Below are 13368 nucleotides of genomic sequence, written 5' to 3' on the forward strand. Positions count from 1 at the left end.
CCCCTATCCTGCCTCCTCGCCCCCGTACAGGGCGAGGGCGGTGTTCACCAGGCCGATGTGGCTGAACGCCTGCGGGAAGTTGCCGAGCTGACGGCCGGACACCGGGTCGTACTCCTCCGACAGCAGGCCCACGTCGTTGGCGACGCCCGCCAGCCGTTCGAACAGCTCCCGTGCCTCCTTCGTGCGCCCGGTCAGGTGCAGCGCGTCCGCCAGCCAGAACGAGCAGACCAGGAACGTGCCCTCACCGCCCGGCAGCCCGTCGACGGCCGTCGCGTCGGCGCTGTAGCGGCGCACCAGACCCCTCTCGCCGAGCTCGGCGCGGACCGCGTCGACGGTGCCGATCACCCGAGGGTCGTCCGGCGGCAGGAAGCCCACCCGCGGGATCAGCAGCAGGGCGGCGTCCAGCTCGGCGGAGCCGTAGGACTGGGTGAACGTGTTGCGGTCGGGGTCGTAGCCCTTCGCGCACACCTCGCGGTGCACCTCGTCCCGCAGGGCGCGCCAGCCGTCCAGGTCCCCCGGCAGCCCCGGCTCCTCCTCCAGGGCGCGCACCGCGCGGTCGGCGGCCACCCACACCATGACCTTCGAGTGCACGAAGTGCCGCCGCCCGCCGCGCACCTCCCACAGCCCCTCGTCGGGCTGCCGCCACGCCTCGCGCAGGAACTCGAGCAGCGCGCACTGCAGGGACCACACGTCCGGCTTGGCGGACAGGCCCGAGCGCCGGGCCAGCGCGAGCGAGTCCATGACCTCGCCGTACACGTCGAGCTGGCGCTGGGTCACGGCCTCGTTGCCGATCCGCACGGGCGTCGAGCCGGCGAAGCCGGACAGCCACGGCAGCTCGAACTCCGGCAGCCGGCGCTCGCCCGCGACCCCGTACATGATCTGGAGGTCGGCCGGGTCGCCCGCGACCGCGCGCAGCAGCCAGTCGCGCCACGACTCGGCCTCCTGCCGGTATCCGGCCGACAGCAGCGCGCCGAGCGTGAGGGTGGAGTCGCGCAGCCAGCAGTAGCGGTAGTCCCAGTTGCGCACCCCGCCCAGCTCCTCGGGCAGGGAGGTGGTGGCGGCGGCGACCACGCCGCCGGTCGGCTTGTAGGTGAGGGCCTTGAGGGTGATCAGGGAGCGGACGACCAGGTCCCGGTGCGGGCCGTCGTAGCGGCACTGGGCCGCCCACGCCCGCCAGTCCTCGACGCTGTGCGCGAGCGACTCGTACGGGTCGACCAGCGGCGGGCGCGGCTCGTGCGAGGGGTGCCAGGTCAGCACGAACGCCACCTTCTCCCCGGCGGCCACGGTGAACTCCGCGTGCGTGCCGAAGTCCTCGCCCCAGGTGGGCACCTCCGGCTCGCTGCGCAGCCACGCCGAGTCCGGTCCCGCGACGGCGACCCGGTGGCCGTCGGTCCGGCGCACCCACGGCACGATCGAGCCGTAGTCGAAGCGCAGCCGGAGCGTGCTGCGCACGGTCACCCGGCCGCTGAGGCCCTCCACGATGCGGACGAGGTCGGGGGCGCGGTCGCGCTGCGGCATCAGGTCGGTGACCCGTACCGAGCCCTCCGGGGTGTCCCACTCGGTGTCGAGGACGAGCGTGTCCTCGCGGTAGGCGCGGCGGGTGCAGGGGCCGGTGACGCCCCGTGGGGCGATGCGCCAGTGGCCGTTGTCCTCGTCGCCGAGCAGCCTGGCGAAGCAGGCACCGGAGTCGAAGCGGGGCAGGCAGAGCCAGTCGACGGAACCGTCCCGGCCCACCAGGGCGGCGGTCTGCTCGTCACCGACGATCGCGTAGTCCTCTATCCGTGGCTGCACGGATGCCGGATGCCCGGCCGGAGGAGAGGCCAATCAGCGCGGGCGGCGAACAGGGGACGCCGCGGTCAGACCGCGGCCGGCTCCGTGTCCGTGGCGGACTGCCGTGCCGCCGCTGCCGCCTCCGCGCGTTCCCTGGCCTCGCGCCGGGCCAGGATCACCCAGCCGACCGGGACGCACGCCGCGAACAGCCACCACTGGATGGCGTAGGCCAGGTGCGGGCCGATGTCGTTGTGCTCGGGGTCGGGGAGCAGTTCGGGGCCGCCGCCCCGGGGCGCGGGGGAGGTCAGCTCCACGTAGCCGCCGAGGACCTGCTTGCCGAGCCGCTGCGCCTGCTGCCCGCTGCTGATCAGCATCACCTGGCGGTCGGGCAGGCCCCTGACGTTCTTGATGCCGCTCTGCGCGGTCGTCTCGTCCGGCATCAGCCGCCCGGTGACGGTGGTCTCGCCCCGCTCGGGCGCCGGGATGCTCGGGAACGCGGTCTGTGCGCCGTTCGCCGGGATCCAGCCCCGGTTGACCATGAGGACCCGGCCGTCGTCGAGGACGAAGGGGGTCAGGACGTGGTAGCCGACCTCGCCGTCGGCGTTGGTGCGACGGCGTACGACCTCTTCGTCCGCGGTGTCGAAGTGTCCCTTCGCGGTCACCCGGCGGTACAGGTCGGAGTGCTTCACCTCGGCGCCGGGCGAGGTCAGCGACTCTGCCGGCACGGGCCGGGCCGCCAGTGAGCCGGCGATCACCTGGTTCAGTGCGACCTTGTGCTCGTGGCGGTGCAGCTGCCAGAAGCCCAGCCGGATCATCGTCGGGATCAGCGCGATCGCGACGATCGTGAGGATCACCCACTGGCGGGTCAGGACGAAGCGGTACACCCCACGACCGTACCTCTCGGGCCATGGGGTGTTTCGCCAGGGGTGTCCCTCGGACGGGTCTCAGGCGTGGTCGACGATCCCGACCCTCCCTTCCGCGCGGGCGCAGTGGGCGCCGCAGTAGAAGTGGCCGTCGACCTCGACGCCCTGGCCGATGATCTGGACACGACAGTGCTCGCAGATCGGTGCCATGCGGTGGATCGCGCAGGAGAAGCAGTCGAAGACGTGCACCGCGCCTTGGGCGTGCACCTCGAAGGTCATTCCGTAGTCATTGCCGCATACTTCGCATCTCGCCATGGGGCACAGCGTGAGCGCCGGCCGCCGCGCGGGCGAGCGGGCGGCGGGCGAGTCGCCCGGCAATCACCCATCCGTACGGTCGGCGCCGCACAGGTCCCCGCCGCCCTCCGCGGGCTCGACGTCCCGCAGCAGCTGGCCGAAGGCCGCCTCGTCCACCACCGGGGTGCCGTACTGCCGCGCCTTGGCCACCTTGGACGTGCCGGAGTCCGGATCGTTGGTGACGAGCAGGCTGGTCAGCCGGGACAGGCTGGTGGCCACGTGCAGCCCGGCCTCGGTCGCGCGGTCCTCCAGCAGCTCGCGGTCGACCGAGGTGTCGCCGGAGAACGCCACCCGCATCCCCTGCCTGAGCCGCCCGCCCTCCTCGTACCGCCCCGGGTTGGGGTAGGGGCAGGCGGGCCGCCTGCGGGAGGCGCGCCAACTGCCCGGCCGGTAGCCGCCGTAGCCGCCCGTCTGCTGGCGCGGCACGGGCCGGTCCGTCCACTCCGTCAGCGGCAGGCACTCCAGCAGCGGCAGCCGTACGCCGCCTGCCGCCGCCGCCCGGAGACTCGGCCGGAACGCCTCCGCCAGCACCCGCGCGTCGTCCAGCGCGTGGTGCGCCCGCTGCTGGACGACGCCGAAGTGCGCGGCCAGCGACTCCAGCTTGTGGTTGGGCAGGGGCAGGCCGAGCTCCTTGGACAGCGCGATCGTGCACAGCCGCTGCCGCACCGGGGCCTCGCGCCGCGCCCGCGCGTACTCACGGGCGATCATCTGCCAGTCGAAGACCGCGTTGTGCGCGACGAGCACCCGGCCGGCGAGCCGGGCGGCGAACTCCTCGGCGACGTCCGCGAAGAGCGGCGCGCCCTCGAGCACCTCGCTCGTCAGACCGTGGATCCACACCGGGCCCGGGTCGCGCTCCGGATTCACCAGCGTGTACCAGTGGTCCTCGACCTCGCCGCGCGCGTCCAGCCGGTACACCGCCGCGGAGATGATGCGGTCGTCGCGGGCCAGGCCGGTGGTCTCCACGTCAACGACCGCGTATCCCAGCGGATACGCGGCCGGCCACGATGTGGGGGAGGACGCTGCGGTCGTGAGGTCTTCGAGCATGGTCACTGAGGATAAGGGCCCCGACTGACAGCCCCGTCCCGCAGGTGCCTGCACATCACCTGAAAACGGGCACAGTTCGCGTCGCGGGCCGGTGGCGGTGCGGCCCCGGTGACGCCGGGAGTGGGATGCTCGTACGTGTGACGGAACCGCTGCACGAAGAGGAGCACGGCGCCCTCGGCCCACGCCTCAACTGGCTGCGGGCCGCGGTCCTCGGGGCCAACGACGGCATCGTGTCCACCGCGGGCCTCGTGGTCGGCGTCGCGGGCGCGACCGACTCCCGCTCCGCCCTGCTGACCGCCGGTCTGGCCGGACTGCTCGCCGGGTCGATGTCGATGGCCGCGGGGGAGTACGTCTCGGTGTCGACCCAACGCGACTCCGAGCGGGCCGCGCTGGCGATGGAGAGGCGCGAGCTGCGTGAGCGGCCCGGCGCGGAACTGGAGGAGCTGACCGGGCTGTTGGAGGAGCACGGACTGTCCCGCGAGGTCGCCGCGGAGGCGGCGGAGCAGCTCACCGCGCGGGACGCGCTGCGGGCCCACGCGCGCGTGGAACTCGGCATCGACCCCGACGAGCTGACGAACCCCTGGCACGCGGCCGGGGCGAGCTTCCTGGCGTTCACCGTCGGCGCCCTGCTCCCGCTGCTCGCGATCGTCCTGCCCCCGGCGCCGTGGCGGCTGGCCGTCACCGTCGGCTCCGTGCTCGCCGCCCTCGTCCTCACCGGCTGGAGCAGCGCCGGCCTGGGCGCGGCGCGACCGGGCCGCGCGGTCCTGCGCAACGTGGGAGGCGGCGCCCTGGCGATGGGCGTGACGTACGCGGCGGGGGCTCTGCTGGGCGCGGCGAGGGTCTAGTGCTGCGACCGGAAAGGTTCACCGGCTCGCGACGCCCGGCACGGCACCTCGCAGCACCGGACGCCGCGAGCATTGGCCCCGCCGGCATCGCAGGGTGCGCAGGGTGTGCAGCAGCGCGCCCGCCGACAGCGCCGCGCACGCCAGGTGCGCCGGCGTCAGAACGGAGCCGAGGAGCGGGCCGCTCTCCGGCGGTCAGTCGTCCGCCCGGTGCCAGCGGGGCGCGTCCGTGCCCCAGGAGCCCGGTGGGCGCGTCCAGTCCGCGGGGCCGCCGGCGAAGGCGACCGGGGAGCGGGCGTACCGGAGCCGTCCGATCAGGCTGTCCGTCTCGCCGAGCCAGGCGTCCGGCCGCCCGTACGCGGCACCCGGCCCGCCCCTTCCCTCCGTCAGGGCCGCCTCTTTCACCCCTCCCGCGCCGGTGGCCGTTCCGGGCTCCTCCTTCGCCCGGCCCGTGCCGGTGACCGTCCCGGCCCACCCGGTCCCGTCCGCGCCGACTCCCGTCAGCCACGCGGCCGTTCGGGCCAGCGCCAGCCGTACGATCCTGGAGCCGCCCTCGTGCGACTGCTCGGTCAGCGCCCGCAGCACCGCCGCCGCGAGCAGATAGCCCGTGCCGTGGTCCAGGGCCTGCGCTGGCAGCGCGCCGGGCCGCCCGTCCGACCCCTCGATCGCGGCGATGCCGGTGGCGACCTGCACCAGACTGTCGAAGCCCCGGCGCCCACCCCAGGGCCCGTCGCCGCCCCACGCGGACAACTGCGCCACGACCAGTCCGGGCCGGCGCTCGGCCAGCGCCTCGGGGGAGAGGCCGAACCGGTCCAGGGCGCCCGGCCGGTACCCGGTGACGACGACGTCCGCCCCGGCCAGCAGGTCCTCGAAGGTCTTCCGGTCGGCCGCGAGGTCCAGGGTCGCCGACCGCTTCCCGAAGCCCGTGTCCGCGTGCTGGTCCGCCAGTTCGGGCAGCCCCGGCGGGTCCACCCGCAGCACCTCCGCGCCGAACAGGGCGAGTGTACGGGTGGCGACCGGCCCCGCGATGACCCGCGTCAGATCGAGCACCCGCAGCCCGGCGGCGGGCAGCAGGGGCACTGCCCCGGCCCGCGCCGCCCGCGCCGGCGCCAGCACACGGGCCGGTGCCGCGTCCGGCTGCTCGCGCACCACGAGGGGCCGCGCGGCCACCGCCGCGCCCTGCGCGTGCGCCGCCCACTCCCGCGTCGTGCGCAGCGCGACGGCGAGACCGCCCGCGCCGTGCACCGCGTCCTCCACCTCGCGTGCGGACCGCTCGGCGAGGAGGCCCGCCACGTCCTCCACCGACGCGTCCCGGCCCAGGCCCAGCGCGCCCAGCAGCCGCGTCCGGTGGTGCGGGTAGTTGGCGTGGGTGCGCACCCAGCCGTCGCCGGTCCGCCAGAACCGCGACAGCGGCGCGAAATTGACGGGGGCCCGCCCGTCGACCAGCAGATGCCGCTCACTGACGAACGCCGTTGCCACGGCCCCGTCGTCCACCCGCACCGCCGGCACCTCGGCGAGCCCGGCCCGCAGCGCGCCCAGTTCGGCGGCGGCCAGTGCGCACGCCCCCACACAGGCACGCGCCAACTCCCGCACCGGAAGACGGGCTTCGAGCGCTCCCGGGCGCACGACGGCCGCCACCCGGGGGACGAGGGCGGGGTCGCCGCCCAGCGCGGACCACGCGTACTCGATGTCAGTCATGACTGCACTATGCAGTATGTACTCGATCAACATGTGGACCCGGGCCGTTGAGACCCGGGTCCACAGATACCGCGCTACGGCGTCAGGCCGTCGCCTACTTCGTCACCGCCGCCAGCGCGTCCGCCATCCCCCAGCCGTAGAAGCCGTTGCGGTTCTTCGGGCCCTCGCACACCGCGTCGACCTTGCCGTCGCCGTTGATGTCGTACGGGTCCGTGCAGGGCGTCGCGTCCGCCTCCGCGTACAGCAGCGCCTTCACCACGGCGGCCGGCGCGTGCGGGTGCGTCGACCTGATCAGTGCGGCGACACCCGCGACGTGCGGGGACGCCATCGAGGTACCGGCCATGTAGCCCCACTTGTTGCCGGGCAGCGGGCCCAGGATCAGGCCGCTGGTCGCCGGGGGCTCGGGCCGCTGGTACGCCGTCGAGTCGCCGTCGGGAGCCGCGATGTCGACGACGCCGAGACCGTAGTTGGAGAACGACGACTTCAGGCCCTTGGCCCCGGTCGCCGCGACCGTGACGACACCCGGCAACTGGGTCGGTATGTCGAAGCACTTGTGCGGGTCGATCACCCGGTCCCCGGGCGTGGAGTCGTTCGGGGAGGCCGGGTCGGTGATCGAGCGGGACGCGAGGTCGTAGTTCTCGTTGCCCGCCGCCGCGACGTTGACCGTGCCCTTCCTCTCCGCGTACCGCGAGGCCCGGGTGACGGCGTCCACCAGCGCCTTCTGGTCCGGGTCGTCGGTGCAGTTGAAGTACCAGGGGTCGGTGTAATAGCTGTTGTTGGTCACGTCGACGCCGTGCTCGGCCGCCCACACGAAGCCGCACACCACGGCCTCGGTGTAGAAGAACCCGTCCGGGTTGCCGACCTTGATGCCGGCCACCTTCACGCCCGGGGCCACGCCGGTGACACCGACGCCGTTCCTGGCGGCCGCGATCTCACCGGCCACGTGCGTGCCGTGCGGGCTCTCCGAGGCGCTGGGACGCCAGGCGCCGTCGGCCGTGTCCGGCTTGCCCGACACGCAGTTGACCGAGGCGTTCCGGTCGAAGTTCGGCGCGATGTCGGGGTGGGTGTCGTCGACACCGGTGTCGATCACGCCGACGGTGACGTCCGGGCTGCCCAGCGACTTCTCGTGCGCCTTGTCCGCCTTGATGGCGGGCAGGTCCCACTGGAGCGGCTCCAGCGGATCCTGCCCGGCGGCCGCACCGGCCCGGGCCGACGCCATCTGCGCGGCGCTGAGCACCTTGGGCGTGCCGCCGTCCGTGGTCGACTGCGCGGGCAGCGGCGCGGTGCGCGTGGCACCCGCCGATTCGACTCCGCGCGCGGTGCGGACGACCTTGGCGAAGTCCGGGTTCGAGGAGTGGACGACGATCACGCCGATCCGGTCGTACGAGGTCACCACGGTCCCGCCGGCCCGCGCGATCGCCTCCTGCACGGAGGCGGACACGCCGTGCCCGGGACGGACGTTGACGACATAGCTGAGCGAGGTCGCGTCGGCCGCCGGCGCGGCGGGCGCGGCCGGGGCCGCGGACGCCGTGACGTTCGGCAGGAACGCGAGCGCCGACGCCATGGCCATGCCGAGGGGCACGGCCAGGGCACGGCGGAAGCGCGGGTGAGGCGCTGTCATGTGATGGTGTCTCCAGTTCGTTCGCGATACGGGCGTGTCGTGCGGGAAGCCGCCTGAGCGCCGGCCTACTTGACCGCGCGCAGCGCGTTGACGACGCCGAACCCGTAGAAGCCGTTCACACGCTCGCCGCCGACGCAGGTGGCGTCCACCACGCCGTCGCCGTTGCCGTCGTACGGTTCCGCCGGGCAGCCCGGGTTGTCCGCCTCGGCCTTGAGCAGCGCCTGGAGCTGGGCCGGGGTCGCCTGCGGGTGCGTGGACTTCAGCAGCGCGGCCACGGCCGCGACGTGCGGAGTCGCCATCGAGGTGCCCTGCAGGAAGGCGTACTGGTTGTTGGGCATCGTGGAGAGGATGCGGCCGTTCTTCGACGGCGTGTCCGGGATCTGGTACTTGTCGCCGCCCGGAGCGGCGACGTCGATGACACCGTCGCCGTAGCTGGAGTAGTACGACTTGGCGCCCTTGACGCCGACCGCGCTGACCGTGACGACGCCGGGCAACTGGGTCGGGATGTCGAAGCACTTGTGCGGGTCGATCGTCCGGCTCACCGTGGTGCCGTCGTCGGGGCTGGAGTCGTCGACGATCGCGTCGGAGTCCAGGTCGTGGTTGGAGTTGCCCGCCGCGGCCACGTTCAGGGTGCCCTTGCCCCGCGCGTAGAGCTGGGCCCGGTTGACCGCGTCGACGATGGCCCTCTGGTCGGGGTCGTCGAGGCAGTTGTAGAGCCACGGGTCCACGTAGTAGCTGTTGTTGGTGATCTCCACGCCGTGGTCGGCGGCGAACACGAAGGCGCAGACGACGCTCTCCGGGTAGAACAGCTGGCCCGCGTCCGGCTGGGCGACCGTGATGCCGGCGACCTTGACGCCGGGCGCGACACCCGCCACGCCGATGCCGTTGCGGGCCGCGGCTATCTCGCCCGCGACGTGCGTGCCGTGGTAGTGGTCGGCGTCCACCGGCCGCCAGGAGCCGAAAGTGGTGTCCGCCTTGCCGCTGACGCAGTTCGCGGACTGGGACGGGGAGAAGTTCGGGGCGATGTCGGGGTGGGTGTCGTCGACGCCGGTGTCGATCACGCCGACGGTCACGTTCCGGCTGCCCGGGTTGATCTTCGCGGCCCGGTCGGCGCCGATGGCCCGCAGGTCCCACTGGTCGGCCTCGAGCGGCTCGCTGTCACCGGCCGACGCCTGCTCGGCCTTCACGGCCTCCGCCTGGGAGAGGTACTGCGCCGCGCCCTCGTCCGTCGTACCGGAGGGGCTCAGCGGCGCGGTGCGCGTGGCACCCGCCGACTGCACCCCCGGCACCGCGCGCATCTGCCGGCCGAAGTCGGGGTTGGCGGAGTGGACGACGATGACGCCGATCCGGTCGTAGGTCACGACGACGGTGCCGCCGGCCTCGGCGATCGCCCTCTGCACCGAGGCGATGGTGCGGTGGTCGAGCCGGGTGTTGACCACGTACGCCAGGGTGGGCGCGTCCGCGGTCTGCGCGGCGGACTCCGCGGCGGGCGCCGCCGACGCCGCCGAGGGAAGGAAGCCGAGCGAGGCGGTCAGGGACAGCACGACCGGTACGGCGAGGGCGAGCCGGCGTCTGGAACGCAGATGAGCCATGGGGTCTCCACATCATCCGGGAGCAGAACCGCCCGAGACACAGGTGGTGCTCGGGCAGGTACATGACGGGTGGTGCCAGGCGAAACTATCCCCCGCTTCGCTGGCCAGCAATGACTTGGCAAAGACGACTTCGAAATTCGTTCGGGCGACTTGAACCGCTCCCCGTGCGGCGCCGTGCACCTTGGGCAGGGAGCGCGAACCCGATCGAGCCCCCTGCCGCAACCGCATCCGCAACGCGAGGAGACTCCGTGGCCACCGAGACACCGCCACCCTCGAAGACGCAGGTCCCGCTCCCATCCGCCGAGGAGTTCACCGCGGTGCAGGAGAGCCCGGAGTTCGACGAACTGCGCCGCTCCCACCGTTCGTTCGCCTTCCCGCTCACCGTGGGCTTCATCGCCTGGTACCTGCTGTACGTCCTGCTCTCCAACTACGCGGGCGACTTCATGGGCACCCGGCTCTTCGGCAACGTCAACGTCGCGCTCGTCCTGGGCCTCGCCCAGTTCCTCACCACTTTCCTCATCGCCTGGTGGTACGCGCGGCACGCCGCCGCCAAGCTCGACCCCAAGGCCGAGGCCATCAAGTCCCGGATGGAGGGCGGCGCATGAGCCCCGCGATCACTCCCTCGTTCACGCTCGCGGCCGGCGAGGCGACACAGCACCGGCCGCTGATCATCACCCTGTTCGCGGTGTTCGTCGCCGCGACCCTCGTCATCACCGTCTGGGCGGGCCGGCAGACCAAGGACGCCGCCGACTTCTACGCAGGCGGACGGCAGTTCACCGGCTTCCAGAACGGACTCGCGGTCTCCGGCGACTACATGTCCGCCGCGTCCTTCCTCGGCATCGCCGGAGCGATCGCCCTCTTCGGCTACGACGGCTTCCTGTACTCCATAGGCTTCCTGGTCGCCTGGCTGGTCGCCCTGCTCCTGGTCGCGGAGCCGCTGCGCAACTCCGGCCGCTACACCATGGGCGACGTGCTCGCGTACCGGATGCGCCAGCGTCCGGTCCGCACGGCGGCCGGCACCTCCACCATCGTCGTGTCGATCTTCTACCTGCTGGCGCAGATGGCGGGCGCCGGCGTCCTGGTCTCGCTGCTGCTCGGCATCACCAGCGACGGCGGCAAGATCGGCATCGTGGCGCTGGTGGGCGTCCTGATGATCGTGTACGTCACCATCGGCGGCATGAAGGGCACCACCTGGGTGCAGATGGTCAAGGCGGTGCTGCTGATCGCGGGCGCGGTGCTGCTGACCTTCCTGGTCCTGCTGAAGTTCCACTTCAACATCTCGGAACTGCTCGGCAGCGCGGCGGAGAACAGCGCCAAGGGCTCGGCCTTCCTGGAGCCCGGCCTGAAGTACGGCGCGACGGGCACCACCAAGCTGGACTTCATCTCGCTCGGCATCGCGCTGGTCCTCGGCACCGCGGGGCTGCCGCACATCCTCATCCGGTTCTACACCGTCCCGACGGCCAAGGCCGCCCGCAAGTCGGTGATCTGGGCGATCGGCCTGATCGGCGCCTTCTACCTGATGACCCTCGCCCTCGGCTTCGGCGCCGCCGCGCTGATCAAGCCGGACGAGATCATCGCCTCCAACAAGGCGGGCAACACGGCCGCCCCGCTGCTCGCGCTGCACCTGGGCGGCGTGGACTCCAGCTGGGGCGCCATCCTGCTCGCCACCATCTCCGCGGTCGCCTTCGCCACCATCCTCGCGGTCGTCGCGGGCCTGACCCTGGCCTCCTCCTCGTCGTTCGCCCACGACATCTACGCCAACGTCATCAAGAAGGGCACCGCCACCGAGAAGCAGGAACTGGGCGCGGCCCGCTGGGCCACCGTCGGCATCGGCGCGGTGTCGATCGTCCTGGGCGCGCTGGCCCGCGACCTGAACGTGGCCGGCCTGGTGGCCCTCGCCTTCGCGGTCGCCGCCTCCGCCAACCTGCCGACCATCCTCTACAGCCTCTTCTGGAAGCGGTTCACCACCTCCGGCGCCCTGTGGTCGATCTACGGCGGCCTCGTCACCGCGGTCGGCCTGGTGCTGTTCTCCCCGGTGGTGTCGGGCAAGCCGACCTCGATGTTCCCGGACGTCGACTTCCACTGGTTCCCGCTGGAGAACCCGGGCATCATCTCCATCCCGGTCGGCTTCCTGCTGGGTGTCGTCGGGACCTTGCTGTCCAAGGAGACACCGGACGCGGCCAAGTACGCGGAGCTGGAGGTGCGGTCCCTGACCGGCACGGGAGCGCACTGAGCACGACCACGGGAGCGCACCGAGCGCGACGGTGCCGCGGCCGCGTCGTAGGTCCCTACGACGCGGCCGCGTCCCGGCTCGTGGGATCGGGACTCCGTCGTTGTCGGTGCCGTCACGTAGGCTCGCAGTTGACGGAGGACGTTCCGCGACGAGGGAGGGGGCCCACGTGCTCATCGACACCTACGGCCGGGTGGCCACCGACCTGCGAGTCTCGCTCACCGACCGGTGCAACCTGCGGTGCACCTACTGCATGCCCGAGGAGGGCCTGCAGTGGCTGGCCAAGCCGGACCTCCTCACCGACGACGAGATCGTCCGCCTGATCGACATCGCGGTCACCTCGCTGGGCGTCAGGGAGGTCCGCTTCACCGGCGGCGAGCCCCTGCTGCGCCCGGGCCTGGTCGGCATCGTGGAGCGGGTCGCGGCCCTGGACCCCCGCCCCCAGACCTCGCTGACGACCAACGGCATCGGCCTCGGACGCACGGCGTCCGCCCTGAAGGCGGCGGGCCTGGACCGGGTCAACGTCTCCCTGGACACCCTGCGCCCGGACGTCTTCAAGGCGCTCACCCGCCGGGACCGGCACAAGGACGTCCTCGAAGGGCTGCGGGCCGCCCGCGAGGCCGGTCTGACACCGGTGAAGGTGAATACGGTCCTCATGCCGGGCCTCAACGACGACGAGGCCCCCGACCTGCTCGCCTGGGCGGTGGAGCACGACTACGAGCTCCGTTTCATCGAGCAGATGCCCCTGGACGCGCAGCACGGCTGGAAGCGCGAGGGCATGGTGACCGCGGGCGACATCCTGGCCTCCCTGCGCACCCGCTTCGAGCTGACCCCGGAGGGCGCCGAGGAGCGCGGCTCCGCCCCGGCCGAGCGCTGGACCGTCGACGGCGGCCCGCACCGGGTCGGCGTCATCGCCTCGGTCACCCGCCCGTTCTGCGCCGCCTGCGACCGCACCCGCCTGACGGCCGACGGCCAGGTGCGCACCTGTCTGTTCGCCACCGAGGAGACCGACCTGCGCGCGGCCCTGCGCTCCGGCGCACCCGACGAGGAGATCGCCCGCATCTGGCGGCTGGCGATGTGGGGCAAGAAGGCGGGCGCGGGCCTGGACGACCCGTCCTTCGTCCAGCCGGACCGCCCGATGTCGGCGATCGGGGGCTAGACCCCCGCCGGGACCGGGGGTCTACGCCGGACCGGGACACCTCCGGCGGGGCGAGGGACCTACGCCGGACGGGAGGGCCTCCGCCGGACCGGGGGCCTAAGCCCAATACTGGTGATTTAGGCTGTTTTCCGGCTGGTTGAAGTGGCTCTGGTTGGCTCGACCAGCCGGACCGTCGGGGTGTCTGGCCGTGGTGGG

The 13368-nt window shown here is 72.8% G+C and carries 11 protein-coding genes; 4 read left to right on the plus strand and 7 right to left on the minus strand.

Annotation, left to right across the window (positions count from 1 at the left end; translation table 11 throughout):
• Window positions 1-3 precede the first annotated feature (3 nt).
• From ACF1A5_RS29220 to ACF1A5_RS29235, 4 genes are all read right to left on the minus strand, one after another.
• Complete coding sequence (locus tag ACF1A5_RS29220) at window positions 4-1791, minus strand: glycoside hydrolase family 15 protein (RefSeq protein ID WP_392195875.1); 1788 nt, start codon at window positions 1789-1791, stop codon at window positions 4-6.
• A 65-nt stretch (window positions 1792-1856) separates the two neighbouring features.
• Complete coding sequence (locus tag ACF1A5_RS29225; protein ID WP_392195876.1) at window positions 1857-2654, minus strand: SURF1 family protein; 798 nt, start codon at window positions 2652-2654, stop codon at window positions 1857-1859.
• A 60-nt stretch (window positions 2655-2714) separates the two neighbouring features.
• Entirely contained in the window at window positions 2715-2948 is a 234-nt protein-coding gene (locus ACF1A5_RS29230) for a hypothetical protein (RefSeq protein WP_392195877.1), read from the minus strand.
• A 63-nt stretch (window positions 2949-3011) separates the two neighbouring features.
• Window positions 3012-4031, minus strand: coding sequence for a DEDDh family exonuclease (locus ACF1A5_RS29235; RefSeq protein WP_392195878.1), 1020 nt, complete (start codon window positions 4029-4031; stop codon window positions 3012-3014).
• A gap of 137 nt (window positions 4032-4168) precedes the next feature.
• On the opposite strand from ACF1A5_RS29235, the gene ACF1A5_RS29240 reads away from it, so the two are divergent.
• On the plus strand, window positions 4169-4876 hold the full coding sequence (locus ACF1A5_RS29240) for a VIT family protein (protein WP_392195879.1): 708 nt from the start codon (window positions 4169-4171) through the stop codon (window positions 4874-4876).
• A gap of 192 nt (window positions 4877-5068) precedes the next feature.
• Here ACF1A5_RS29240 and ACF1A5_RS29245 read toward each other — a convergent pair whose 3' ends face one another.
• The 3 genes from ACF1A5_RS29245 to ACF1A5_RS29255 form a co-directional block, all read right to left on the minus strand.
• Complete coding sequence (locus ACF1A5_RS29245; protein ID WP_392195880.1) at window positions 5069-6571, minus strand: CoA transferase; 1503 nt, start codon at window positions 6569-6571, stop codon at window positions 5069-5071.
• Between the two features lie 94 nt (window positions 6572-6665).
• Complete coding sequence (locus ACF1A5_RS29250) at window positions 6666-8192, minus strand: S8 family serine peptidase (protein WP_392195881.1); 1527 nt, start codon at window positions 8190-8192, stop codon at window positions 6666-6668.
• 65 nt (window positions 8193-8257) lie between these two features.
• On the minus strand, window positions 8258-9784 hold the full coding sequence (locus tag ACF1A5_RS29255) for a S8 family serine peptidase (protein ID WP_392195882.1): 1527 nt from the start codon (window positions 9782-9784) through the stop codon (window positions 8258-8260).
• 248 nt (window positions 9785-10032) lie between these two features.
• On the opposite strand from ACF1A5_RS29255, the gene ACF1A5_RS29260 reads away from it, so the two are divergent.
• The 3 genes from ACF1A5_RS29260 to moaA all read left to right on the plus strand — a co-directional run bounded on the left by ACF1A5_RS29260 (window position 10033) and on the right by moaA (window position 13173).
• On the plus strand, window positions 10033-10389 hold the full coding sequence (locus ACF1A5_RS29260; protein ID WP_392195883.1) for a DUF485 domain-containing protein: 357 nt from the start codon (window positions 10033-10035) through the stop codon (window positions 10387-10389).
• A complete protein-coding gene (locus ACF1A5_RS29265) occupies window positions 10386-12017 on the plus strand; it encodes a cation acetate symporter (RefSeq protein ID WP_392195884.1) in 1632 nt (543 codons plus the stop codon). The genes ACF1A5_RS29260 and ACF1A5_RS29265 overlap by 4 nt, the downstream gene beginning before the upstream one ends.
• A gap of 166 nt (window positions 12018-12183) precedes the next feature.
• Entirely contained in the window at window positions 12184-13173 is a 990-nt protein-coding gene (moaA, locus tag ACF1A5_RS29270; protein WP_392195885.1) for a GTP 3',8-cyclase MoaA, read from the plus strand.
• The last annotated feature ends 195 nt before the right edge of the window (window positions 13174-13368 follow it).

Origin of the sequence: Streptomyces sp. NPDC014864 (assembly GCF_043081525.1) — a bacterium.
Classification (GTDB): domain Bacteria; phylum Actinomycetota; class Actinomycetes; order Streptomycetales; family Streptomycetaceae; genus Streptomyces.

Coding starts and splice junctions, on each gene's coding strand:
- ACF1A5_RS29230 (WP_392195877.1), bottom strand. CDS start 2,948: ATGGCGAGATGCGAAGTATGCGGCAATGACTACGGAATGACCTTCGAG.
- ACF1A5_RS29255 (WP_392195882.1), bottom strand. CDS start 9,784: ATGGCTCATCTGCGTTCCAGACGCCGGCTCGCCCTCGCCGTACCGGTC.
- ACF1A5_RS29265 (WP_392195884.1), top strand. CDS start 10,386: ATGAGCCCCGCGATCACTCCCTCGTTCACGCTCGCGGCCGGCGAGGCG.
- ACF1A5_RS29250 (WP_392195881.1), bottom strand. CDS start 8,192: ATGACAGCGCCTCACCCGCGCTTCCGCCGTGCCCTGGCCGTGCCCCTC.
- ACF1A5_RS29245 (WP_392195880.1), bottom strand. CDS start 6,571: ATGACTGACATCGAGTACGCGTGGTCCGCGCTGGGCGGCGACCCCGCC.
- ACF1A5_RS29235 (WP_392195878.1), bottom strand. CDS start 4,031: ATGCTCGAAGACCTCACGACCGCAGCGTCCTCCCCCACATCGTGGCCG.